This window comes from Streptomyces sp. NPDC002324 (assembly GCF_053593335.1).
The window spans coordinates 63,724-85,978 of the sequence record NZ_JBSFCF010000039.1 but is presented as its reverse complement, the minus strand read 5'-3'; the positions used below and the strand labels follow the sequence as shown (position 1 = coordinate 85,978).

The 22,255-nt window shown below is 72.7% G+C and carries 24 protein-coding genes; 17 read left to right on the top strand and 7 right to left on the bottom strand.

The window, feature by feature from the left end; translation table 11 throughout:
- The 3 genes from ACWCRJ_RS35935 to ACWCRJ_RS35925 all read right to left on the bottom strand — a co-directional run.
- A partial coding sequence (locus ACWCRJ_RS35935) for an ATP-binding cassette domain-containing protein (protein WP_450943210.1) occupies window positions 1-194 on the bottom strand: 194 nt, incomplete at its 3' end.
- Window positions 195-277: 83 nt separating this feature from the next.
- Complete coding sequence (locus tag ACWCRJ_RS35930) at window positions 278-1,132, bottom strand: DUF4097 family beta strand repeat-containing protein (RefSeq protein WP_450943209.1); 855 nt, start codon at window positions 1,130-1,132, stop codon at window positions 278-280.
- Window positions 1,133-1,229: 97 nt separating this feature from the next.
- The gene (locus ACWCRJ_RS35925) at window positions 1,230-1,751 is read right to left on the bottom strand and encodes a toxin-antitoxin system HicB family antitoxin (RefSeq protein ID WP_450943208.1); all 522 of its coding nucleotides are present in this window, start codon (window positions 1,749-1,751) and stop codon (window positions 1,230-1,232) included.
- A gap of 363 nt (window positions 1,752-2,114) precedes the next feature.
- On the opposite strand from ACWCRJ_RS35925, the gene ACWCRJ_RS35920 reads away from it, so the two are divergent.
- A complete protein-coding gene (locus ACWCRJ_RS35920) occupies window positions 2,115-3,050 on the top strand; it encodes an ADP-ribosylglycohydrolase family protein (protein ID WP_450943207.1) in 936 nt (311 codons plus the stop codon).
- Between the two features lie 218 nt (window positions 3,051-3,268).
- Here the strand turns inward: ACWCRJ_RS35920 and ACWCRJ_RS35915 are convergent, their stop codons facing one another.
- The 4 genes from ACWCRJ_RS35915 to modA all read right to left on the bottom strand — a co-directional run bounded on the left by ACWCRJ_RS35915 (window position 3,269) and on the right by modA (window position 7,367).
- Window positions 3,269-4,477 carry an MFS transporter gene (locus ACWCRJ_RS35915; protein ID WP_450943206.1) on the bottom strand — a complete coding sequence of 403 codons (1,209 nt, stop codon included), beginning with the start codon at window positions 4,475-4,477 and terminating at the stop codon, window positions 3,269-3,271.
- Between the two features lie 105 nt (window positions 4,478-4,582).
- On the bottom strand, window positions 4,583-5,683 hold the full coding sequence (locus ACWCRJ_RS35910) for an ABC transporter ATP-binding protein (RefSeq protein WP_450943205.1): 1,101 nt from the start codon (window positions 5,681-5,683) through the stop codon (window positions 4,583-4,585).
- Window positions 5,680-6,546 (bottom strand): molybdate ABC transporter permease subunit, encoded by an 867-nt coding sequence (gene modB, locus ACWCRJ_RS35905; protein WP_450943204.1) that lies wholly within the window; start codon window positions 6,544-6,546, stop codon window positions 5,680-5,682. The genes ACWCRJ_RS35910 and modB overlap by 4 nt, the downstream gene beginning before the upstream one ends.
- Window positions 6,543-7,367, bottom strand: coding sequence for a molybdate ABC transporter substrate-binding protein (gene modA, locus ACWCRJ_RS35900; protein ID WP_450943203.1), 825 nt, complete (start codon window positions 7,365-7,367; stop codon window positions 6,543-6,545). The genes modB and modA overlap by 4 nt, the downstream gene beginning before the upstream one ends.
- Window positions 7,368-7,661: 294 nt before the next feature.
- Between modA and ACWCRJ_RS35895 the strand changes: the two genes are divergently transcribed.
- The 16 genes from ACWCRJ_RS35895 to hypF all read left to right on the top strand — a co-directional run bounded on the left by ACWCRJ_RS35895 (window position 7,662) and on the right by hypF (window position 22,225).
- Window positions 7,662-8,111 (top strand): spore-associated protein, encoded by a 450-nt coding sequence (locus ACWCRJ_RS35895; RefSeq protein ID WP_450943202.1) that lies wholly within the window; start codon window positions 7,662-7,664, stop codon window positions 8,109-8,111.
- 150 nt (window positions 8,112-8,261) lie between these two features.
- Window positions 8,262-8,879 (top strand): TOPRIM nucleotidyl transferase/hydrolase domain-containing protein, encoded by a 618-nt coding sequence (locus ACWCRJ_RS35890; protein ID WP_450943201.1) that lies wholly within the window; start codon window positions 8,262-8,264, stop codon window positions 8,877-8,879.
- A 53-nt stretch (window positions 8,880-8,932) separates the two neighbouring features.
- Window positions 8,933-9,247, top strand: a complete 315-nt coding sequence (locus ACWCRJ_RS35885) for a DUF6400 family protein (protein WP_450943200.1) — start codon at window positions 8,933-8,935, stop codon at window positions 9,245-9,247.
- Window positions 9,234-9,491, top strand: coding sequence for a hypothetical protein (locus ACWCRJ_RS35880; protein WP_450943199.1), 258 nt, complete (start codon window positions 9,234-9,236; stop codon window positions 9,489-9,491). Before ACWCRJ_RS35885 ends, ACWCRJ_RS35880 begins: the two co-directional genes overlap by 14 nt.
- A gap of 197 nt (window positions 9,492-9,688) precedes the next feature.
- The gene (locus ACWCRJ_RS35875; RefSeq protein ID WP_450943198.1) at window positions 9,689-11,422 is read left to right on the top strand and encodes an enoyl-CoA hydratase-related protein; all 1,734 of its coding nucleotides are present in this window, start codon (window positions 9,689-9,691) and stop codon (window positions 11,420-11,422) included.
- 138 nt (window positions 11,423-11,560) lie between these two features.
- Window positions 11,561-12,649 (top strand): NADH-quinone oxidoreductase subunit B family protein, encoded by a 1,089-nt coding sequence (locus tag ACWCRJ_RS35870; RefSeq protein WP_450943197.1) that lies wholly within the window; start codon window positions 11,561-11,563, stop codon window positions 12,647-12,649.
- Between the two features lie 83 nt (window positions 12,650-12,732).
- The gene (locus ACWCRJ_RS35865; protein ID WP_037692601.1) at window positions 12,733-14,517 is read left to right on the top strand and encodes a nickel-dependent hydrogenase large subunit; all 1,785 of its coding nucleotides are present in this window, start codon (window positions 12,733-12,735) and stop codon (window positions 14,515-14,517) included.
- Window positions 14,514-15,047 (top strand): hypothetical protein, encoded by a 534-nt coding sequence (locus ACWCRJ_RS35860; RefSeq protein ID WP_450943196.1) that lies wholly within the window; start codon window positions 14,514-14,516, stop codon window positions 15,045-15,047. Before ACWCRJ_RS35865 ends, ACWCRJ_RS35860 begins: the two co-directional genes overlap by 4 nt.
- Complete coding sequence (locus ACWCRJ_RS35855; protein WP_450943195.1) at window positions 15,044-15,715, top strand: DUF5947 family protein; 672 nt, start codon at window positions 15,044-15,046, stop codon at window positions 15,713-15,715. The genes ACWCRJ_RS35860 and ACWCRJ_RS35855 overlap by 4 nt, the downstream gene beginning before the upstream one ends.
- Entirely contained in the window at window positions 15,712-16,404 is a 693-nt protein-coding gene (locus ACWCRJ_RS35850) for a DUF6084 family protein (RefSeq protein ID WP_450943194.1), read from the top strand. The genes ACWCRJ_RS35855 and ACWCRJ_RS35850 overlap by 4 nt, the downstream gene beginning before the upstream one ends.
- Window positions 16,401-17,834, top strand: coding sequence for a hypothetical protein (locus ACWCRJ_RS35845; protein WP_450943193.1), 1,434 nt, complete (start codon window positions 16,401-16,403; stop codon window positions 17,832-17,834). Before ACWCRJ_RS35850 ends, ACWCRJ_RS35845 begins: the two co-directional genes overlap by 4 nt.
- Window positions 17,831-18,376, top strand: a complete 546-nt coding sequence (locus ACWCRJ_RS35840) for a hydrogenase maturation protease (RefSeq protein ID WP_450943192.1) — start codon at window positions 17,831-17,833, stop codon at window positions 18,374-18,376. The genes ACWCRJ_RS35845 and ACWCRJ_RS35840 overlap by 4 nt, the downstream gene beginning before the upstream one ends.
- Window positions 18,377-18,387: 11 nt before the next feature.
- The gene (locus ACWCRJ_RS35835; RefSeq protein ID WP_373560660.1) at window positions 18,388-18,492 is read left to right on the top strand and encodes a DUF6893 family small protein; all 105 of its coding nucleotides are present in this window, start codon (window positions 18,388-18,390) and stop codon (window positions 18,490-18,492) included.
- Between the two features lie 134 nt (window positions 18,493-18,626).
- Complete coding sequence (locus ACWCRJ_RS35830; protein ID WP_450943191.1) at window positions 18,627-19,025, top strand: hydrogenase maturation nickel metallochaperone HypA/HybF; 399 nt, start codon at window positions 18,627-18,629, stop codon at window positions 19,023-19,025.
- A gap of 3 nt (window positions 19,026-19,028) precedes the next feature.
- Entirely contained in the window at window positions 19,029-19,835 is an 807-nt protein-coding gene (hypB, locus tag ACWCRJ_RS35825) for a hydrogenase nickel incorporation protein HypB (protein WP_450943190.1), read from the top strand.
- Window positions 19,832-22,225: a carbamoyltransferase HypF gene (hypF, locus tag ACWCRJ_RS35820; protein ID WP_450943189.1), complete on the top strand. Its 2,394-nt coding sequence runs from the start codon at window positions 19,832-19,834 to the stop codon at window positions 22,223-22,225. The genes hypB and hypF overlap by 4 nt, the downstream gene beginning before the upstream one ends.
- The last annotated feature ends 30 nt before the right edge of the window (window positions 22,226-22,255 follow it).

The following is a 22,255-nucleotide window of genomic DNA, read 5'->3' as shown; positions in this document are numbered from 1 at the left end:
ACGGCGGTGGTCTTGCCGGCACCGTTCTGCCCCAGCAGGGCGAACACGGACCCGGCCGGGATACGCAGATCGATGCCGTCGAGGACGGTCTTGTCACCGTAGGACTTGCGCAGACCGAGGGCGGAGACGGCCGCGGAGGGGACGGTGGACGTCCGGGAACCGTCCCGACCGTCCTCATTTTTGGATGTGGGCATGACAGATGAAGGCATGGCGCCCTCCCGTTCGAAGGCTGAAGTGGTGTGGGGTGTGTGAGGGTCGCGGCCGAAGCCGCCGAGGGTCAGACCTTGGCGCGGCGGATGTCGATGTTTCCGTACCGGGTGCGGGCGCGGACCTCGACGGTGTCCCCCGTCCCGTCCGGGGTCTCGGACGAGGTGAGGGTGTTGCGTACCTGGCCGGAGTTCGAGCTGACGTCGAGCCAGGCGGCAGTGCCCTCGCGGATACCGACCTCGATGGCGCCGTAGGAGGTCTCCAACTGGACCGTGCCGCGTGCCACTTCGCCTACGCGCAGAGTGCCGTGGGCGGTGGCGGCGGTGACCGAGTCCTCGGCGCGCGCGATGTCGATGTCGCCGTTGGCGCCGCGCACCCGCAGCTCGCCGGTCGCTGCGCCGACGGTCGTGGTGCCGTGCGAGTTCTTCAGGACGGCGGGACCGTCGACGATGCCGACGCGCATGCTGCCGGAGCTGGTGGTGATCTCGGCCCTGCCCTCCACCCGGTCCACGGTGATCGAGCCGTGCGAGGCGGTCAGGTGCAGAGGGCCGGTCGTGTCGAGGCGGACGTCGCCGGAGGACGTCTTCACGCGGACCTCGCCGAGCCGGCCTTCGCCGAGCACCTGGACCCAGGCGCCGGTCATGTCGACGCGCGAGCCCGTGGGCAGTTCGACCGTCACGTCCACGGTGCCGGTACGGCCGATGCCGAGACCGAGCAGATTGGGCTTCGGCGTCCGGACGGTCAGTACACCGCTCGCGTAGGTGGCCTCGGTCTGGTCGGCCGTCCGCACGTCCAGGTCCTTCTTCGGGTCACGGGGCCGCACCTCGACGACGGTGTCGAGGCGGTCGCCCGCGGTGAACTGGATGGAACCGGCCTCCACGTGCGCCGTGGCCGAGATCGGTTCGGGAGTGTCGAAAGAAGGCATGGCTGTCCCGTCCTCATGGGTCCTTGAGTCGTCCCCGCTGGTGGGACGTGGTGTGGGTGAAGTGGCGTAGGTGAAGTGGTGCGGGCTGAGGGAGCGGTCAGCGCACCCAGCCCGTGAAGCTCTGTCCGACGGTCCGGGCCCTCTCGGTCGTACGCGTCGACCGTGCGCCGCCGTCGACCGCGGCGGACACGGTGCGCACCAGCCACGCGTTGACCGACAGCCCCTCGCGGTTCGCGGCCTCCTCGGCGCGGGCCTTGAGCTGGCTCGGCAGGCGCAGATTGACGCGGGCGGTGCCGCCCTCGTCCCCGTCGGCCGGGTACGCGGCGGGCAGCGGTTCCACGGGGGCGGCCGGTTCGGCGGGCACGCCGCCGTGGACGGGCGGCGGTGTCACGACGAAGTCGGGGTCGAGCCCGCGCAGCCGTACGTCGACCGAGCCGGGGGCGAGTTCGCGGGTGATCTCGTCCATCGCGGCGGAGAGCACGTTGAGCATGGTCAGCCGGGTCGCCGACTCCAGGGGGGCGGTGAGCCGCTCGGCCAGCTCGCGTGCTTCTTCGCCGCCGGCTTCGGCGGCCACCGCGAGTTCGCGGCGGAGGGTGTCGACATAGGGCGTGAGGTCCATGACGCCATCATGGCGCCACAGTGGCTCCATGTGCAAGTCTCCTGGCGACTTTTCCCTGCCGGTGGAGGCGAAGTCGCCTCTGATCTGCGAAAACGAGTCGGCGTCGAAAGGGGTCCCGGTGATGCCACATCCGCGCCAACGCCTGCGATGGCGCGATGCGGCGCCAAGTGGCGCCAAGTGGCACCGAGAGTGCCACGCCTGGCGCCACGCGTCGCCGGCCGCGTCATTCCGTCCTACCCCTGCTGCTGTGCCGACCTGCCCCGCTCACCGAGGCGCGGCCGCCGGGTCGGCAATCCGGTCGCGTGTCTGTTCGGTCAGCGGGAAGAATGCGCGGGCCACCCCGCCACCACGAGGAGTGATCCGATGACCGGTCCGCACCACGCCCACGCCGCCCTGGACGGGCTGGTGATGGGCGATGCCTTCGGCGACAGCTGGTTCACGCGCTCCGACGAGAACGCCGAGGAACTGTGGGCCGCGCGGGACCCACGTCCGCAGCCGTGGCCGTGGACGGACGATTCCGCCATGGCCTTCGTCCTGTTCGCCCACCTGAAGGCCCATGGGGAGGTCCGGCCGGACGGCTTGGCAGGCGAGTTCGCCGCCGAGTACGCGAGGGACCCCGGCCGCAAGTACGGGCCGTCGATGCACGGTGTGCTCCGGAGCATTCGCGAGGACGGGGACTGGCGGGCCGTCACCACGGCACAGTTCGCCGGTCAGGGCTCCTACGGAAACGGCGCCGCGATGCGGGTCGCCCCCCTCGGGGCATGGTTCCGGGACGATCTGCCGGCTGCCGTCGAGCAGGCCCGTCTGTCCGCGCTGACCACGCACGCCCACCCCGAGGCCGTCGCCGGCGCCGTGGCCGTGGCGGTCGCCGCGGCGCTGGCAGCCGCCGACGAGAGCCCGGACGCCCCGCCACGCGCGGAGTTCCTGCGGGAGGTCGCCGACCACGTGCCGGACAGCGATGTCCGCTCCCGGCTCCTGGTCGCCGCGAACTTCTCCGACCGTACGTCGGTGCGCCACGCGGCGTCCGTACTGGGTTCGGGGACGCTGATCTCGGCCCCGGACACGGTCCCGTTCGCCCTGTGGTCCGCCGCGGGTCATCTGGACGACCTGGGCGGGGCGCTGTGGCAGACCGTCGCGGGGTGGGGCGACCGCGACACCACCTGCGCGATCGCGGGAGGAGTCGTCGCGTCCCGCACCGGCACCGGTGGGCTTCCCGCGTCGTGGCACGAGGCCCGCGAGGACATTCCCGGCTGGAGCGGTTGGGAAGTTCCCGCGGTGGTCCGCAACGGCGTCGAGTAGCCCTGCCGTCGGCGGCTGCCCGCTGCCCGCTGCCCGCTGCCTGTGCTCGTATCCCGTCCGCCCGCCCGACAGGTGCGCGGCGGCCCGGCGGCCCGGCGGTCGCCGCGTCCGGGGGCGAGCGGAGCATGATCCCTGCCAAGCCGGATTCCTGCCGGAACGCCTGCGGCGCCGCCACCCCCCGCGGCGAGAATTCGCCCCCGCCTCCGGGGCGAGGGCGGTCAGCGCCCGCCGTCGGCCTCCGAAGGCGCCGGTACCGGCCGCCGCAGCAGGTAGACGCCCGCGATCGACACCAGAAGCGCCATGCACGCGATGAACACCAGCCCGGCTCCCTCCAGGCCCAGCGGTTCCGCCAGCAGTCCCACGCCGATCACCGGCACCGAGATACCCGTGTAGGCCACCACGAACAGTGCCGAGATCACGGCCGCGCGCCGGTCCGCCCCGGAGGCCGCGGCCACGGCGGAGAGCGCACCGCGAAACGCCAGCCCCTGGCCCACCCCGCCGACGACGGCGCTCAGCACCACCAGCGGCAGCAGGTCCCATCGCAGAGCGCCGGCCAGCAGCGCCAGCCCGGCGAGGAGCCCGGCGCAGCCCAGCGGCAGGGACCGGCTCATGCCGACCCGGCCGACGGCCAGCTGTCCGGCGGTCGAGGAGAAGAAGGCCAGGGCGACGACCAGTCCGCTCACCGCGTGGTCGTGGACGTCCAGGGACTGGGCCAGGAAGGCCGGGCTGACCGAGGTGAACACCCCGAACAGGGCGAAGCCGACGAAGGAGGCGGCGGCAGCCGGCCCGAAGACCGCCCGTACCCGAGGGGACAGGCTGGGCCGTTGCGGCCGTACGGCGCTCAGCGGCCGGATCTCCCGTACGGTCTCCGGAAGCCGCAGCAGCACGACGGCCGAGCAGGCGACCAGCGCGAGGTGGACGGCGAACGGCAGATACAGCGGCTGGGCGGCGTACTGCGCGAGCACCCCGGCGAGCAGCGGGCCGCAGCCGAGCCCGCCCATGTTCGCGGCGGTGGCCACGAACGTGGCCCGCGAGGCCCCGCCGGGCGGCGCCAACTCCATCACGTACGCCGTCGCGGCCCCGGTGAACAGACCTGCGGACAGCCCCGACAGCAGCCGCCCGGCGTACAGCCAGCCCAGCGCGGACGCGCAGAGGAAGCAGACGGCGCTCGCGGCCGCGAATCCCAGGCCCCACAGCAGCACCGGACGCCTGCCCACGGAGTCCGAGGCGTTGCCCGCCAGCAGCAGCACCCCGATGACCCCGAAGGCGTAGACGGCGTAGACCACGGTGACCGTCAGCTCGGAGAAGCCGAACTTCTCCTGATAGAGGCCGTAGAGGGGGGTCGGCAGGGTCGTGCCGGCCATACAGACGGCGAACACCGCCCCGCCGAGCAGGCACCGGCGCCAGCGTCCAGGATCACCGTCCATACCGCCGAAGGTAACCTCGCCCGCCGCCGAGATTCACCCGGCGCGCCAACGCGGTGCACGCGCTCCGACGCTTCCGCCACGGTGCCCACCCGCCCGTACGCGGTGTCACACGGGATAGGCGTGCGTCTGCATAGCTTTCACCGCCGCCCACACCTCCGCGCCCGGGTGGAGGCCGAGTTCGGCGGCGGCGACGGTGGTCAGGTCCGCGGCGAGCGGCAGCTCTCCCGTGAGGTCGGCGCGGATCCGGTCGCCGTGGGTCTCCAGGCCCGCGACCGCGCAGCGCCAGAGGTTGCGGGCGCTGGCGCCGGTCGGGCGGTCCCGGTACAGGGTGACCGCGCTCGGCGGGAACGCCACGAAGGCCGGGCCGGACAGCACTTCCGTGGTGGTGATGGAGGGGCCGGTGCCGAGGCGGACGGTGTGACCGTCGGCCTCGCCCCGGTAGAGGTTCAGGCCGACCAGCTGGGCGACGTAGTCCGTGCGGGGGTGACGGGCGATGTGGGACGGGGCGCCCTCCTGGACGACCCGGCCCTCCTCGACGACGACCAGTCGGTCCGCCAGCACCATCGCGTCGAGCGGGTCGTGCGTGACCAGGACGGCGACGGCCTCGAACTCGGCCAGATGCCGCCGGAGTCGGGAGCGGACCTCCAGACGGGTGCGCGCGTCCAGCGCCGCCAGCGGCTCGTCCAGCAGCAGCAGACGGGGGCGGGTGGCCAGCGCGCGGGCCAGGGCGACACGCTGGGCCTGCCCGCCGGACAGCTTGCGTGGCCTGGTACCGGCGTGGTCGGCGAGCCCCAGGCGGTCCAGCCACGCGGCGGCGGTGGCCCGGGCCGCCGCCTTGCCCGCCCCCTGGCAGCGCGGTCCGAAGGCCACGTTGTCCAGTGCGGTCAGGTGGGGGAACAGCAGGTAGTCCTGGAAGACGACGCCGACCGGCCGGGACTCCGGCGGCGTACGCTCCAACGCCGTGCCGTCCAGTCGCAGACGGCCGCCGGTGAGCGGGGTGAGGCCCGCCAGGGCGCGCAGGGCGGTGGTCTTCCCGGCGCCGTTCGGGCCCAGCAGGGCGACGACTTCACCGGGGGCGACACTCAGCGCGATGTCGAGGCGGAACGCTCCGCGCTCGACGACGAGGTGGGCGTCCAGGCCCTGCCCGCAGGCGTCGGCTCGTGGGCCGTGGGCGGGGGAGTCCGGCATGGGACGGGGCTCGGTCATCTCGCTGTCATCCAGCGGTCGCGCAGGCCCGCCAGCACCGCGACGGAGACGGCGAGCAGGACCAGACTGAGGGCGATGGCGGCCTCCGGGTCGCTCTGCAGGGCCAGGTACACGGCCAGCGGCATGGTCTGGGTTCGGCCGGGGAAGTTGCCGGCGAAGGTGATCGTCGCGCCGAACTCGCCCAGCGCCCGCGCCCAGGCCAGCACGGCGCCCGCCGCGATGCCCGGCGCGATCAGCGGCAGCGTGACCCGGCGGAAGGCCGTGAAGCGGGAGGCGCCGAGCGTGGCGGCCGCCTCCTCGAAACGCGGGTCGGCGGCCCGCAGCGTGCCCTCGACGCTGATGACGAGGAAGGGCATCGCGACGAACGCCTCCGCGACCACCACCCCCGCCGTGGTGAACGGCAGCGTGATCCCGAACCAGGAGTCCAGCCACCGCCCGACGATGCCGTTGCGGCCGAGCGCCATCAGCAGCGCCACACCGCCGACCACCGGCGGCAGCACGAGCGGCAGGGTGACGAGCGCCCGGACGATGCCGCGTCCGGGGAACTCGACGCGGGCCAGCAGCCAGGCCAGCGGCACACCGATGACCAGGCTCACCACGGTGGCGGCGGTGGCGCACACCAGGGACAGGCGCAGCGCCTGCCACACCTCGGCGCTGGTCAGCAGCGCGGGCAGGCTGCGCCACGGGGCCCGTACGAGCAACGCGACCAGAGGCACGATCAGAAAGGCCAGGCCGATCAGCGCGGGCACCAGCAGCGGCAGGGGCACGCCTCGGCCGCCTTCGCCGGTGCGGACGCGCCGACGCCGCGGCCCGTCCCGGAGGGTGTCGGCCGCGGCGTCGGACCTGCCGGTCGGGAGGGTCACGGCTTGAGGAACCCCGCCCCGGTCAGGACCCGGCGGCCCTCGGCGGACCGCACCAACGCGATGAAGGCCTCGGCGGCCTCGGCGTTCGGGGCGTCCTTGAGCCGGACGATCGGGTAGTCGTTGACGGCGTCGGCGGACTCGGGGAACTCCACACCCTCCACCTTGCCATCTGCCGCGCGCACATCGGTCTTGTAGACGACGGCGGCGTCGGCCTCCCTCAGCTCCACCTTCGTCAGCGCGGCCTTGACGTCCTGTTCGTAGGAGACGGGGGTGAGCTTCAGGCCGGCGGCGTCCAGGGCTTTCCGGGCGGCGGCACCGCAGGGCACCGCCTTGTCGCAGAGCACGACCTTCAGGTCCGACCCGGTGAGGTCTTCGAGGGAGTCGATCCTGTCGGGGTTGCCCGGCGTGGTGGCGATCTCCAGCTGGTTGCGGACGAAGGTCGTGGGCGTCCCCGACGCGTCCCCCGCGTCCGTCACGATCGCCATCGTCTTCGGGCTGGCCGAGGCGAACACGTCCGCCGGAGCACCGCCGGTGATGCTCGCGGCGAGGGAGTCACTGCCGCCGAAGCTGAAGGTGACCTTCGTGCCCGGGTGCTCCTCCTCGAAGCGCTTCCCCAGTGTCGTGAAGCTCTCCTTCAGTGACGCGGCCGCGAACACGGTCACCGTCCCGCGCACCTCGTCCGTCGACGAGGCGGAGGAGGAGCCCGACGTCGCGGTGGTGGAGTCGTCGGGCGACGAGCATGCGCTGAGCGCGAGCAGCGCGGTCGCCCCCAGGGCGGCCGCCCGCGTCGATCGGCGGGTCCGGCGCGCGGTTCGGGTCATCACGGGTCCATTTCCTCAGCTCCAGACGGATTCCCTATTCTGCCGCAGATGCAATGGTGATAGCGCCTGTAGCTTCGCATGAGCGAGATATGCAAGGCGCTGGGATGGCATGTGCGTATGTCTGAATCAGGGCGCCGATGGTGCCGGGTGCGGTGATGCGGGAGGCGCGCGGCCGTGCGCGGTGTCCGTCCGCGGCCGTCAAAAAATTCCTGGCAAACCCGGGGCAACCATCCGTCCCGCCCGAGGGTCACATCAAGTGGGAGCAAAGGGCTCCCAAGGACCCAAGGGGGAAATATGCGAAAGATGCGTCATGTCGCGACTGTCGGTGCCTTAGCGGCACTGGCGGTCGGCGCCGGGACCGCGTTCAGCACGACCGCGTCCGCCGCACCCAACGTCACCCCGCAGGGCGTCTGCGGCAGCGCCTACAAGACGGTCAACTCCGCGCCCGTCGGGACGCTGGGCACCGTCTACCTGACGTACAACGCCAAGAACGGCAAGAACTGCGTCGCGACGATCCGCGCCAACCCGGGCACGGCCAAGAACATGTCCACGTACATCTACGTCCCCGCCACCGACGAGTACGACGACGACTACGGCAACTACACGTCGTTCGCCGGACCGGCCTACGTCTACGGCAAGGGCTACTGCGTGAGCTGGGGCGGCAACATCGCCAACGTGTACGTGAACGTGGAGAACTCCAACTGCGCGTCCCTGAAGGAGCACCGGACCACCGAGGTCCGCTGACCCTGCAGCTCGACCGCCCAGAGTCCCCGCACCGCCGCTTCCCGTGGTCCGACGTCGCCCGGGAAGGTGCTCAGAGCCGCCGGCGGTGCGGGTTCTCCCCGTGTGGAATTCGGGTGCGCGGCCGTCGGCGTACGGAGGAGACTCCTCGGCATGGTCGACATGCGCATGTTCCGGGACGAGGTCGCGAGCTGGGCGGCCGGTGGCTCCGGCGGGCCGGCGAGGGAGCTGGCGGAACTCCTGGGGGTGCACACGGCGGTCCTGCTGGAAGGGCTGAGCGACCTCGCGGCCGTCCAGGCACTGGCCGACCGCCGGGGTCGTGACCTGGCCGGTGAGGGAGTGAGCGTGGTGTCGATGGGCGGAGCGATGAGCGTCGGACGCTATGCGGGGCTCCTCGGAGCGCCGGGCCTCGGCCTGCGCCTGGTCGGCCTGTGCGACGAGCGCGAGAAACCCTTCTACGACCGGGGCCTCGACCCGGCCTGGACACCCCGCCCGAGCGTCCACGTCTGCGCGGCGGACCTGGAGGACGAGCTGATCCGTGCGCTGGGCACCGCGCGCGTCGAGCAGATCGTCGAGGCCGAGGACGAACTGCGTGCCTGGCAGACCTTCGTCCGGCAGCCCGCCCAGCACGGCCGCTCCCGGCACCGGCAACTGCGCCGCTTCCTCGGCACGAAGAAGGGCCGCAAGATCCGCTACGGCCGCCTCCTCGTCGAAGCCCTCACCCCCGAGCAGGTGCCCGCCCCACTGGACGACCTCTTCGCCGACCTGTGACTTCTCCCACCTGCTCTTGCCGGGGCCGGGAACGCTTACCTACGTTCGGTCGCATGTCCCACCACGGCCGCGCCCTTCCCGGCGAACCGGACGATCCCGCCGCAGCGAACGATCCCGCCGCGGAACGTCCCCACGCCTTTCCGACGACCGATCTGGTCATCGACCTGAGCGCACACGAGATGCTCCGGCGCGCGCACGTCCTGGACGCCCTCGGCGCCGACTGGGACCCCGTCGCCGCGCTGCGCGGCGAGGAAGCGGCGTACGCACTGCTGTACTCCGGTCTCGACGCGGAGCAGCAGCGCGTGTACGACGACCTGGTCGCGGCCGGTGTCCTGCCGCGGAGAGGCGACGGCCATGCTGCCGCTTGACCCACAGGCCGACATCGGTCGGCGCGCCTGGGTGGCCTGCCCCAACTGCGACGACCGGCGCGGATGCGGCATCTGTGAGCAGGGCCGCACCTGCTCCGAGCACTGGCGCTATCTGCTGTCGAACGTCGGCAGCCTGCTCCATCTGCAGTGCCGTTCGTGCACCCACATCTGGACCCACGAGACCCATTTCGGCGCCACCCGCTCCCCGTGGGAGCGCATCACCAGCGGCCTGCGCCGACACTGATCGTGCGCGGGCGGCGGCCGGCTCGGTGAGCCGGGCCCGCCGAGCCGTCGCGGGCCGGTGCCGGTGAGGCCGGACGGCCGATGGGCGCCCGCATTTCGGATGACCTCACCGTCTGTCGCCGGGGGCGGCGGGCCGCCAGGGCCGAGGATCTCGGTCGGCGGTCATCCGTGCTGCCGTTCGTCCGCCCGGAGGCAGCCGTGCACATCCTGCTCCTAGCCAGCGCGTTCAACAGCCTCACCCAGCGCACCCACGCCGAACTGCGCGACCGCGGCCACACCGTGGCCGTCGAACTCGCCCTGCCGGACAGCCCGTCGGCCGACGTCGTGCGACGGCACGCGCCGCAGCTCATCATCGCGCCGATGCTGAGAACGGCGATCCCCGAGGAGGTGTGGTCGGCCCACACCTGCCTGATCGTCCATCCCGGACCCGTGGGCGACCGGGGACCGTCCTCCCTGGACTGGGCCATCCACGACGGCGTGGGCGAGTGGGGTGTCACCGTCCTGCAGGCCGACGGGGAGATGGACGCCGGTGACGTGTGGGCCTGCGTGGCGTGCCGCGTTCCGCAGGTGTCCAAGAGCGAGCTGTACCGGGGCGAGATCGCCGATGCCGCGATCGAGGCCGTCATGCTCGCGGTGGAGCGCTTCGCCGGGGGCACCTACACGCCGCGCGCGCAGGACGCGGCCGGCACGACCGCCGCCCACTCCGAGGCGCCCGGCGCCCGCTCACGGCCGCGCACACGTCCGTACCTCGACCAGAGCGTCCGGCGGATCGACTGGGCCGGTGACTCCACCCGGGACGTCGTGCGCAAGCTGCGCGCGGCCGACTCGCAGCCCGGGGTGCTGGACGAGCTGCTCGGCGGCGAGTGGTATCTGCACGGCGGTCACCCCGAGGGCGAGCTGCGCGGCCGTCCGGGCGAGCTGCTGGCCACCCGGGCCGGCGCGGTCTGCCGGGCCACCACGGACGGCGCGGTGTGGATCCCCGAGCTGCGGCCCCGGCGCGGGCCGGGACAGCCGCCCACCTTCAAGCTCCCCGCCGTGTCGGCGCTGGGCGACCGGCTGCCGCCGCTGCCCGAACACGCCCTGCCCCGGCTCCCCGAGGTACGCGACCTGACCTGGGCGGACATTCGCTACCGGGAGGAGGGGCACGTCGGCTTCCTGTCGTTCTCCTTCCCCGGCGGGGCCATGAGCACGGAGCAGTGCCGGCGGCTGCTGGACGCCTACCGGGAAGCGTGCGCGCGGCCCACGTCGGTGCTGGTGCTGGGCGGCGAGCGGGACTTCTTCTCCAACGGGATCCACCTGAACGTCATCGAGGCGGCCGACGACCCCGCCGCCGAGTCCTGGGCGAACATCAACGCCATCGACGACCTGGTCGAGGCGGTTCTGACCACGACCGACCGCCTGGTGGTCGCGGCCGTCGCGGGCAACGCCGCGGCGGGCGGCGTGCCCCTCGCCCTGGCCGCCGACGAGGTGTGGTACCGCTCGGGAACCGTGCTGAACCCGCACTACCGGCTGATGGGCCTGTACGGCTCGGAGTACTGGACGTACACGCTGCCGCGCCGGGTGGGTTCCGCGACGGCCGAACGGCTCATGCGGGAGGCGCTGCCGGTCGGCTCGGCGAGCGCGCTGCGGCTCGGGCTCGTCGACCGGGTCGTCGACAGCGGTCCCGGCGGATTCGCGGGGGAGGTGGCCGCGTTGTCGGCGCGTCTGGCGTCGCTTCCGGCCACGGCGTCCCGGATCACCGCGAAGAAGACGGAGCTGGACCGGCTGGAGAGCACGACCCCGCTGGCCGGATTCCGAGCACAGGAGCTGGCCCGGATGCGCCGGACCTTCGACGACCCGGACGCCCCGTACCACGCGCTGCGCCGCGCCTTCGTCCACAAGGTGCGGCCGGCGTGCACCCCGCCGCACCTCGGTCCCGCCCCGGTTGCGTGAACCGGCCCGATCGGCAGGGGCGCCGGCGTCACCGGATCGGCCCCCGTCGGCGTCCCATCGCGGCCGCATGGCTGCTACGAAGAAGAGCGAAGGCCGAAAAAGAGGCTTTCATCCCTTACCTCCCCAGGAGGCGGTCCCATGACTGAGGCGACGCCGGCAACGGTCGAGGCCACGAGCGCGGGCGGCGCGCCCGCCGACGAGGCGCCCACGATCCACATTCTCTGGATCAACGCGGGCCTGAGCTGCGACGGTGACTCGGTCGCGCTGACGGCGGCCATGCAGCCCAGCATCGAGGAGATCGTGCTCGGTGTGCTGCCAGGGCTGCCGAAGGTCGCCGTCCACTGGCCGCTCATCGACTTCGAGTGCGGTCCTATCGGCGGCTCGGACACGTTCATCGAGTGGTTCTTCAAGGGGGAACGGGGCGAGATCGACCCGTTCGTCCTGGTCGTCGAGGGCTCCATCCCCAACGAGGCGATCAAGCCCGAGGGCTACTGGTGCGGCTTCGGCGACAACCCCGAGACCGGCCAGCCGATCACCACCAGCGAGTGGATCGACCGGCTCGCCCCGAAGGCGCTCGCGGTCGTCGCCATCGGCACCTGCGCCACCTACGGCGGCATCCACGCCATGGCCGGCAACCCCACCGGCGCGATGGGCGTGCCGGACTACCTCGGCTGGGACTGGAAGTCCCACGCCGGCATCCCCATCGTGTGCGTCCCGGGCTGCCCCATCCAGCCCGACAACTTCTCCGAGACGCTCACCTACCTGCTCTACCAGGCGGCCGGCTCCGCCCCGATGATCCCGCTGGACGACAAACTGCGTCCCACCTGGCTGTTCGGGGCCACCGTGCACGAGGGCTGCGACCGCGCGGGCTACTACGAACAGGGCCAGTTCGCCCTGTCGTACGACTCGCCGACCTGCCTGGTCAAGCTCGGCTGCTGGGGCCCCGTCGTCAAGTGCAACGTGCCCAAGCGCGGCTGGATGAACGGGATCGGCGGCTGCCCCAACGTCGGCGGCATCTGCATCGCCTGCACCATGCCCGGGTTCCCCGACAAGTTCATGCCGTTCATGGACGAACCCCCCGGCGCCAAGCTGTCCAGCAACGCCAGCGGAGCGTACGGCGCCGTGGTCCGCAAGCTGCGGTCGATCACCGCCAGGACCGTGGACAAGGAGCCCAAGTGGCGCCGCGCCGGAGAAAAGATCACCACCGGCTACCGGCCACCGTGGTGAGGACCCGCCACGCGTAGTCCGCTCCCCGCTTCGTGCACCCCCCCCACACCAACCTCCCGCGCAACGAAGGGCACGGCACACAGATGGCACCGAAGACGAAGACGGCCGGCGACGGCAGTGGCCTGGTGGAGATGGCCTGGGACCCGATCACCCGGATCGTGGGCTCCCTGGGCATCCACACGAAGATCGACTTCAAGCAGAAGCGGGTCGCCGAGTGCTACAGCACGTCGTCGGTCTTCCGCGGCTACAGCGTCTTCATGCGCGGCAAGGACCCCCGCGACGCCCACTTCATCACCAGCCGCATCTGCGGCATCTGCGGCGACAACCACGCCACCTGCTCGGTGTACGCGCAGAACATGGCGTACGGCGTGAAGCCCCCGCACCTCGGCGAGTGGATCATCAACCTCGGTGAGTCGGCGGAGTACATGTTCGACCACAACATCTTCCAGGAGAACCTGGTCGGGGTCGACTACTGCGAGAAAATGGTCAAGGAGACCAACCCCGGCGTCCTCGAACTCGCCGAACGCACCGAGGCCCCGCACGCCGCCGAGCACGGCTACCGCACCATCGCCGACATCATGCGCTCGCTCAACCCGCTGGAGGGCGAGTTCTACCGCGAAGCCCTCCAAGTGAGCCGCTACACACGCGAGATGTTCTGCCTGATGGAGGGCCGTCATGTGCACCCCTCCACGCTCTACCCGGGCGGCGTCGGCACCATCGCCTCCGTCCAGCTCTTCACGGACTACATGAGCCGCCTCATGCGGTACGTCGAGTTCATGAAGCGCGTCGTCCCCCTGCACGACGACCTGTTCGACTTCTTCTACGAGGCCCTGCCCGGGTACGAGGAAGTGGGCCGCCGCCGGGTCATGCTCGGCTGCTGGGGCGCGCTCAACGACCCCGAGTACTGCGACTTCACCTACGCCAACATGACCGACTGGGGACGGAAGATGTTCGTCACCCCGGGCGTCGTCGTCGACGGCAAACTCGTCACCAACGACCTCACCGAGATCAACCTCGGCATCCGCATCCTGCTGGGCAGCTCCTACTACGAGGACTGGCAGGGGCAGGAGCAGTTCGTCACCCACGACCCGCTCGGCAACCCGGTGGACCCGCGCCACCCGTGGAACCAGCACACCATCCCCGCCCCGCAGAAGCGGAACTTCGACGACAAGTACAGCTGGGTCATGTCCCCGCGCTGGTTCGACGGCAAGGACCACCTCGCCCTGGACACCGGCGGCGGCCCCATCGCCCGACTGTGGTCCACCGCCCTGTCCGGCCTCGTCGACATCGGCTACATCAAGGCCACCGGCCACAGCGTGGTCATCAACCTGCCGCGCACCATGACCAAGCCGGAGACCACCTTCGAGTGGAAGATCCCGAAGTGGTCCAACGCGCTGGAGCGCAACCGTGCCCGCACGTACTTCCAGGCGTACGCCGCCGCCGTCGCCCTGCACTGCGCGGAGAAGGGCCTCGCGGAGGTCCGCGCCGGACGCACCCAGACCTGGGAGAAGTTCGAGGTCCCGGACGAGGGCATCGGCGTCGGCTTCACCGAGGCCGTCCGCGGCGTCCTCTCCCACCACATGGTGATCCGCGACGGCAAGATCGCCAACTACCACCCGTATCCGCCGACCCCGTGGAACGCCAGTACCCGGGACACCTTCGGCACACCGGGCCCGTACGAGGACGCCGTGCAGAACACGCCCATCTTCGAGGAGAACACCCCGGAGAACTTCAAGGGCATCGACATCATGCGCGCCGTCCGCAGCTTCGACCCCTGTCTGCCCTGCGGCGTCCACATGTACGTCGGCGGCGGCAAGACCGTGAAGTCCATGCACGTGCCCACCGGCCTGAGCGGACTGGGCGGATGAGCGCGCCGACGACGGCCCGGCCCGTCGACGCCGAGCGGACCGGACGCCGCGTCGAGGAGGTGCTGGACCGGCTCACCTCGGGCGGCGACCAGGCCGCCGCCGCGGCCGCCGAGGAACTCGTGCGCTCCCTCATGGACTTCTACGGGGCCGGTCTGGCCCGCATCCTCCACCTGCTGTCCTCCGCGCCCGGTGAACCGTCGCAAGGCCTCCTCGGTGACGAGGTGGTCGCGAGCCTGCTGGTCCTGCACGACCTGCACCCCGAGGACCGCGACACCCGCATCGCCCGCGCCCTCGACAGCGTCCGCGAACACACCCTGGACGTCGTGGACTTCGACGAGGAGACCGGCACGCTGCGGGTGCGTGCCCGGGCGGGCGGCGGCTGCGGCTGCGGCTCCGGCGCGGACGCCCGGCAGGCCGCCGAGGCGGCACTCGCCTGCTTCGCACCCGAGGTCAGGGCCGTCGACGTCCGGACCGAACCCGCCGGCCCCACCCTCCTGCAGATCAGCACGGCACCTACGGGGTCCCGATGACGGCGACCGCCACCGGTCTGAAGAGGTTCCTGGCGGAACGCCCACCGCAGGCGGAGCGGTGCGAACTGTGCGCGGCGGAGGTCCCCGGCGACCACCGTCACCTCGTCGACACCGAGAAACGCGCCCTCGTCTGCGCCTGCGCCCCCTGCGCCCTGCTGATGGAACAGCCGGGCGCCGCCGCGGGCCGCTTCCGCACGGTCCCGGCCCGCTATCTCACCGACCCCGGCCACCGCCTCGACGACAGCGCGTGGGAGGCGCTGCAGATCCCGGTCGGCGTCGCCTTCCTCTTCCGCAACGCCGCGCTCGACCGGCTGGTCGCCCTCTACCCGAGCCCGGCCGGAGCCACCGAGAGCGAACTCGAACCGGACACCTGGGCGGCCGTCCTCGGCGAGAGCCGTCTCGCCGCACTCCTCGAACCCGACGTGGAGGCACTGTTGCTGCGCCGCACCGACGGCCGGTGCGAGACCCACCTCGTGCCGATCGACATCTGCTACGAACTCGTCGGCCGTATGCGCCTGTCGTGGCAGGGCTTCGACGGCGGAGCGGAGGCCCGCACCGCCCTGGAGGCGTTCTTCGCGGACGTCACGCGCCGCGCCCGGCCCGTGGACGACCTGCGGGACAAGGCCTGCGAGCCGCCGCGTCCGGCGGGGACGGGGGTGCGGCCGTGACGGAGTTCTCCTTCGCCTGCACCGGAGTCCGCGCCGACCGGTACGCCGCCGGACCCACCCTCGTCTTCCGGCTGCGCGTCACCGCCGCCGACAACGCCCCCGTGCACGCGGTCGCCCTGCGCTGCCAGATCCGCATCGAACCCGCCCGCCGCGGCTACGAGCCCGCCGAGGCCGACGGTCTGACGGACCTCTTCGGCGACCGCTCCCGCTGGGGCAGCACCCTCCAGCCGGTGCAGTTCGCCCAGGTGTCGGTCATGGTCCCCAGCTTCACCGGAGAGATCGAGACCGACGTCGTCGTGCCCTGCACCTACGACATGGAGATCGCCGCCACCCGCTACCTCACCGCCCTCACCGAGGGCGAGGTCCCCCTGCTCATGCTCTTCTCCGGTACGGCGTTCACCGGAGCGGGCGGCTTTCGCGTCGAACCCGTCCCCTGGGACCGGGAGGCGCCCTTCCGGATGCCGGTCGGAGTCTGGCGGGAGATGGTCGAGCAACACTTCCCCGGCTGCGGCTGGATCCGGCTGCCCCGCGACACGATGGACGCCCTCCTCGCCTACCGCTCCCGGCACGCGCTGGCCTCCTGGGAGGCGACCCTCAAGGCCCTCCTCGACGAAGGCGCCGCCGCCGAGCCGCCCGCGAGCGACCCGCTGCGCGCGCTCACCGGCACCACCGGAAGGACCGACCCGTGACCCTGACCGCGTTCGCCGCCGAGACCGAGGAGCGGTTCGCCCTCGCGCGCCAGGTGGCCGACGCCGTCCTCTTCGAGGGCTACGTCCTGTACCCGTACCGCGCCTCGTCGGCCAAGAACCGGCTGCGCTGGCAGTTCGGGGTGCTCGTGCCGCCCGGCTGGGGCGCCGAGTGCGAGGAGCACGACTTCCAGCACACCGAGTGCCTGATGGAACCGAAGGAGGGCGCGACCCTCTCGGTCGAGGTGCGTTTCCTGCATGCCCGACGGCGCACGGTACAGCGGGTCCGCCCGGACGGCGGCTTCGACACCGTCACCGAACTCGACCTCGACGACCGGGTGCTGGTGCCCTGGGACGAGGGGTTCGAGGAACGCGTCGAGGTGATCGCGCCGGTGGACGCACTCCTCGGCGACGGCGTCACCCACCCCTTCCGCCTCCCGGCCAGGGAGGACACCGCCCCGGTCCTCGACGCGGCCGGCCGTACCGTCGGCCGGCTGCTGCGACGGTGCGAGGCGGTCAGCGGGACGGTGCGGCTGTCCGCCCGCGAACTCGACGGCCCCTACCGGGCCCTGCGGCTGACCGCCGTCGTCGAGAACACCAGCGACTGGACACCGCCCGAGGGCCACGCCGCCGACCGGGACGCGGCGCTGCCGCACTCCCTGGTGGCCACCCATCTCCTCATGGCCCTCAGCGCCGGATCGTTCCTGTCGATGACCGATCCCCCCGAGTGGGCGAAGGGCGCGGTGGCGGCCTGCCGCAACCTGCACACCTGGCCCGTGCTCGCCGGGGAACCCGGCCGGGCCGACCTGGTGCTGTCCTCGCCGATCATCCTGGAGGACCATCCGGCCATCGCCCCGGAGAGCCCCGGCGCGCTCTACGACGCCACGGAGATCGACGAGATCCTCGCGCTGCGCACCGCCGCCCTCACCGACGAGGAGAAACGCGAGGCCAGAGGCACCGACGAACGGGCGGCCGCCGTGATCGAGCTGGCGGAGTCGATGCCGGCCGAGGTGCTGGAGCGGCTGCACGGGGCGGTACGGAGTCTGCGCGAGGTGACGGCCGGCCCCGGCCCCGCCGATCCGGGCGTCGGCTTCCCCGACGAGTTCGGGGTGGCGCGGCCCGACACCCCCTGGTGGGACCCGGCGAGCGACGCGGGCTTCGACCCGGCGCGGGACCGGGTGGTCGTCGACGGCCGCTCGGTGGGCCGGGGCAGCCGGGTCGAACTGCACCCGGGCCTGCGGCGCACCGACGCACAGGACATCTTCCTGCGGGGCCGCACCGCCGTGGTCGAGGCCGTGCTGCACGACGTCGACGGCGGCGTCCATCTGGCGGTCACCGTGGAGGGCGACCCGGGCGCCGACATCCGCCGCGAGCAGGGCCGCTTCCTGTACTTCCAGCCCGACGAGGTCACACCGCTGGAGGACGGCGCATGAACCCCTCGGCCGCGGCGCCCCCCAAAACCCTCGTCGCCGGGATCGGCAACATCTTCCTCGGCGACGACGGCTTCGGCGTGGAGACCGCACGCCGGCTCGCCGGACGCGAGCTGCCCGCCCACGTGGAGATCGTGGACATCGGCGTGCGGGGGGTCCACCTCGCCTACCAGCTCCTGGACGGCTACGACACCCTCGTCCTCGTGGACGCCACGGCACGCGGCGAAGCCCCCGGCACGCTGTACGTGATCGAACACGAGGTCGGCGCCCCGGGCCCGGCGCAGGAGACCCCGCCCCTGGACGGCCACCGGATGACCCCCGACACCGTCCTGGCGCTGCTGGCCACGCTCTGCGCCGGCACGGGCGCCCACCCACCGCGCCGCGTCCTGGTCGTGGGCTGCGAACCGGCCTCGGTGGACGAGCGCATCGGACTCAGCGCGCCGGTGGCCGGCGCCGTACCGGAAGCGGTCCGGCTGATCGAAGAGCTGCTGCGGGACGGCGATCCGTCCGTGGCGCGGGCCTCAACCGCTGAGGCCACGACATGAGGAGAGACGGAATGAAGAAGATCGTCATCGGTGGAGCGGCCCTGGCCGCCGTGGTCGCACTCGCCGCCGAGGTGCTGCCGGACGTCAGGCGCTATCTGCGGATCCGACGTATGTGAGGCCGCGGGCTCCCGTGCGGTTGGGTCGAACGGCGTACCCGCCGCCCGGTCACGGCGTGCCGGGCCGTACGTCCCGGTCCCGCGCGCCTCTAATGAACCCCGGCGGGAGGCAGCAGCGGAAGGACGAGATCCCCATGCACGAGATGTCCGTCGCGCTGGCCGTCGTCGACCAGGTCGTGGAGGCCGCCGGCCGGGCCGGAGACGTCACGGCGGTGCGATCGGTACGGCTCCAGGTGGGCGAACTCGCCGGTGTCGTACCCGACGCGCTCGCCTTCGGCTTCGAACTGGCCTGTGCCGGAACGCTGCTGGAAGGCGCCGAACTGGTCACCGAGGAGGTGCCGGGGCGGGCCCGCTGCACCTCCTGCGCACACGCGTGGGACGTCGGCATGCCGCCCCGGCTGACCTGCCCCGCGTGCGGCGGGACGCGGACCGACCTGCTCGCGGGCCGGGAACTGCAGATCGTCGACGTGCGCTGGGAGCACGGCGGCCCCGCGCACCCGTCCACCCGCGAACCGATCTCCGAGGAGCGCTGAACCATGTGCCGTGTCGCCGACCTGCGCCAGGCCGTACTGGCGAAGAACGACGAGAGCGCCCGAGAACTGCGTACGCGTCTCACCGCCCGAGGCACGGCGGTCGTCAACCTGCTGTCCAGCCCGGGCAGCGGCAAGACCGCGCTGTTGGAGCAGGAACTGCTGCGGGCACGTGAGCGGTCCGTATCCGTCGCCGCGCTGAGCGCCGACCTCGCCACCGAGAACGACGCGATCCGCCTGGCACGTTCGGGTGTCCCGGTCAAACAGGTGCTCACCGACGGACTGTGCCACCTGGAGGCGGGCATGCTCGCCGGGCACCTCGACGGATGGCTGCCCGACGGCACCCGGCTGCTGTTCGTGGAGAACGTCGGCAACCTCGTCTGCCCCGCCTCCTACGACCTGGGGGAGACGCTGAGGGTCGCCCTCGCCTCGGTGACGGAGGGAGAGGACAAGCCGCTCAAGTACCCCACCGCCTTCGGGCTCGCGCACCTGGTCGTGGTGACCAAGACCGACCTCGCGGAGGCGGTCGAGTTCGACGAGGTCGCGTTCCGCGCGAACGTGGAGCAGGTCAACCCGGGGGTCGAGGTGGTCATGACCTCGGCACGCCGGGGACGGGGGGTCGGCGCCCTGCTCGACCGGGCCATGGCGGCCGCGGACGGTGCCCCCGTCCACGCGCCGGTCATGGCCGGGCAGCCCCACCACGGTCACGTCCATGCTCCTGTGCACGCCCACGACGGTCACGTCCCCGCGCATGACGGTCATACGCACGCGCGTCCGGAGACCGACGCCGCCATGGCCCACACCCACCCGTGAGCGGACCGCAGGCCCCGGCAGCCGTCGCCGAGTCCGCTCCGCTGCGCCGCCGGGTCGTCGTGCGGGGAGTGGTGCAGGGGGTGGGCTTCCGGCCCTACCTGTACGGCCTCGCCACCGAACTCGCCCTGGCCGGCCACGTGACCAACACCGCCGAGGGCGTCGTCGTGGAGGTCGAGGGCGCCGCCTCGGCCGTGGCCCGGTTCTGCGACCGGATCGCCGCCCAGGCGCCGCCGCTGGCCCGCGTCGAGTCCGTCGAGCACCACGAGCTGCCCGCCGTGGGCGACGGCCCCGCGTTCACCATCCTCGCCTCCCACCCCGGCGGACCGGCCCGCACCCTGGTCTCCCCGGACTCCGCCACCTGCGCCGACTGCCTCGCCGAGCTGGCCGACCCGGCGGACCGGCGCCACCGCCACCCCTTCGTCAACTGCACCAACTGCGGCCCGCGCTTCACGATCGTCACCGCGGTGCCCTACGACCGGGCCGCCACGACCATGGCCGGCTTCGCGATGTGCCCCGACTGCGCCCGTGAGTACGCGGACCCGGCGGACCGGCGCTTCCACGCGCAGCCCGTCGCCTGCCCGGCCTGCGGGCCACGCCTGCGGCTGGTCCTCAGGCCGCGGCCAGGGGCCGGGAGCGTCGACGGGGCCGACCCGGTGGGCGAGGCCCGCGCCCTGCTCGCGCGGGGCGCGATCCTCGCGGTGAAGGGGCTGGGCGGCTACCACCTGGCCTGCGACGCCACGAACGAGGCAGCCGTCGCCCTGCTGCGGCGCCGGAAGGCGCGCGGGAACAAGCCCTTCGCCGTCATGGCCAGGACGGCGGACGACGTCCGGCACCTCGTGCGGCTGACTCCCGAGGAGCGCGGGCTGCTCGAAGACGTCGCCAGACCGGTGGTCCTCGTCAGGCGCCGTCCGGACGCTCCCGGCGGTCCGCGGCCCGCCGAGGCGGTCGCGCCCGGCAGCCCCGACCTCGGCCTGATGCTGCCCTACACGCCCCTGCACCATCTGCTGCTCGGACTGCCCGGCGACGCGGACGGCCCCCGCCTGCTCGTCATGACCAGCGGCAACGTGTCCGGTGAACCCATCGTCACCGACGACACAGAGGCACTGGAGCGGCTCGCGCACCTGGCCGACGCCTGGCTCACCCACGACCGTCCGATCCACGTCCCGTGCGACGACTCCGTGGTCCGGGTCTGCGACGGACTGCCCCTGGTGATCCGCCGCTCGCGTGGCTACGCACCGCTGCCGCTCACCCTGCCCCTGCCCGTGCGGCCGGCCCTCGCGGTCGGCGGAGACCTGAAGAACACGTTCTGTCTGGGGTCGGACCGCCGCGCCTGGCTCTCCGCGCACATCGGCGACATGGACGACGTCGCCACGCAGCGCGCGTTCGAGCGCGCGGCGCGGCAGCTGACGTCCCTCACCGGGGTACGGCCCGAGGCGCTGGTGTCCGACCGGCATCCCGGCTACCGCTCCGCCCGGTGGGCCGACCGCAACGCGGCCCACCGGCCCGTCGCCCGCGTCCAGCACCATCACGCGCACATCGCCGCCGCCATGGCCGAACACGGGCTGGACGGCACCCGGCCGGTGATCGGCGTCGCCTTCGACGGAACGGGCCACGGCGACGACGGCGCCGTATGGGGCGGCGAGTTCCTGCTCGCCGACTACGACCGCTTCACCCGGTTCGGTCACCTCGCCTACGTCCCGCTGCCCGGCGGCGACACCGCGGTGCGCCGCCCGTACCGCATGGCCCTGGCCCATCTGTGGGCGGCCGGCCTGCCCTGGAGCGACGACCTCCCCTGTGCGGCCGCCTGTCCGCCCGACGAACTCCGCGCCCTGACGACGCAGTTGGAGCGGAGCCTGAACTGTGTTCCCACGTCCAGCATGGGCCGGCTCTTCGACGCGGTGTCCTCGCTGGCCGGTGTGTGCCACCGGGCCGGATACGAGGCGCAGGCCGCCGTCGAACTGGAGGGCGCGGCGCTGCTCGCGCCCACCGGGGACGGCGAGGCGTACGCCTTCGCCCTGCACGCGTCGCGGGAGAGCGGGACGGGCCCCGTCCGGGCCGATCCGGCGCCCCTGCTCGCGCAGGTCGTCGACGACCTGCGCGCGGGCGTCGCGCCGGCGCTGATCGCGGCCCGGTTCCACCGGGGCGTGGCCGCTCTGGTGCACGCGATGTGTGTGCGGGCGCGCGAGCGGCACGGGCTGGACACGGTGGCCCTGACGGGGGGCGTGTTCGCCAACACGCTGCTCTCCTCGGCCTGCGCCGCCGGCCTGCGCGAGGACGGCTTCACGGTCCTGCGGCACCACCTGGTGCCGCCGGGCGACGGCGGCCTGGCGCTGGGGCAGCTGATGGTGGCCGCCCGGACCGAGGCCGCCGTCCCCACGCCCACCGACTGAGCGACGCGCGACCCCCACAGCGAGGAGAGG

What these genes read in the sequence shown, in the direction of transcription:
- ACWCRJ_RS35925 (WP_450943208.1), bottom strand. Translation starts at nt 1,751, where the DNA reads ATGGACCTCACGCCCTATGTCGACACCCTCCGCCGCGAACTCGCGGTG.
- ACWCRJ_RS35865 (WP_037692601.1), top strand. Translation starts at nt 12,733, where the DNA reads ATGGCACCGAAGACGAAGACGGCCGGCGACGGCAGTGGCCTGGTGGAG.
- ACWCRJ_RS35930 (WP_450943209.1), bottom strand. Translation starts at nt 1,132, where the DNA reads ATGCCTTCTTTCGACACTCCCGAACCGATCTCGGCCACGGCGCACGTG.
- ACWCRJ_RS35895 (WP_450943202.1), top strand. Translation starts at nt 7,662, where the DNA reads ATGCGAAAGATGCGTCATGTCGCGACTGTCGGTGCCTTAGCGGCACTG.
- ACWCRJ_RS35885 (WP_450943200.1), top strand. Translation starts at nt 8,933, where the DNA reads ATGTCCCACCACGGCCGCGCCCTTCCCGGCGAACCGGACGATCCCGCC.
- ACWCRJ_RS35855 (WP_450943195.1), top strand. Translation starts at nt 15,044, where the DNA reads ATGACGGCGACCGCCACCGGTCTGAAGAGGTTCCTGGCGGAACGCCCA.
- modA (WP_450943203.1), bottom strand. Translation starts at nt 7,367, where the DNA reads ATGACCCGAACCGCGCGCCGGACCCGCCGATCGACGCGGGCGGCCGCC.
- ACWCRJ_RS35880 (WP_450943199.1), top strand. Translation starts at nt 9,234, where the DNA reads ATGCTGCCGCTTGACCCACAGGCCGACATCGGTCGGCGCGCCTGGGTG.
- hypB (WP_450943190.1), top strand. Translation starts at nt 19,029, where the DNA reads ATGTGCCGTGTCGCCGACCTGCGCCAGGCCGTACTGGCGAAGAACGAC.
- ACWCRJ_RS35920 (WP_450943207.1), top strand. Translation starts at nt 2,115, where the DNA reads ATGACCGGTCCGCACCACGCCCACGCCGCCCTGGACGGGCTGGTGATG.
- ACWCRJ_RS35890 (WP_450943201.1), top strand. Translation starts at nt 8,262, where the DNA reads ATGGTCGACATGCGCATGTTCCGGGACGAGGTCGCGAGCTGGGCGGCC.
- ACWCRJ_RS35835 (WP_373560660.1), top strand. Translation starts at nt 18,388, where the DNA reads ATGAAGAAGATCGTCATCGGTGGAGCGGCCCTGGCCGCCGTGGTCGCA.
- ACWCRJ_RS35870 (WP_450943197.1), top strand. Translation starts at nt 11,561, where the DNA reads ATGACTGAGGCGACGCCGGCAACGGTCGAGGCCACGAGCGCGGGCGGC.
- ACWCRJ_RS35860 (WP_450943196.1), top strand. Translation starts at nt 14,514, where the DNA reads ATGAGCGCGCCGACGACGGCCCGGCCCGTCGACGCCGAGCGGACCGGA.
- ACWCRJ_RS35915 (WP_450943206.1), bottom strand. Translation starts at nt 4,477, where the DNA reads ATGGACGGTGATCCTGGACGCTGGCGCCGGTGCCTGCTCGGCGGGGCG.
- ACWCRJ_RS35910 (WP_450943205.1), bottom strand. Translation starts at nt 5,683, where the DNA reads ATGACCGAGCCCCGTCCCATGCCGGACTCCCCCGCCCACGGCCCACGA.
- ACWCRJ_RS35840 (WP_450943192.1), top strand. Translation starts at nt 17,831, where the DNA reads ATGAACCCCTCGGCCGCGGCGCCCCCCAAAACCCTCGTCGCCGGGATC.
- ACWCRJ_RS35830 (WP_450943191.1), top strand. Translation starts at nt 18,627, where the DNA reads ATGCACGAGATGTCCGTCGCGCTGGCCGTCGTCGACCAGGTCGTGGAG.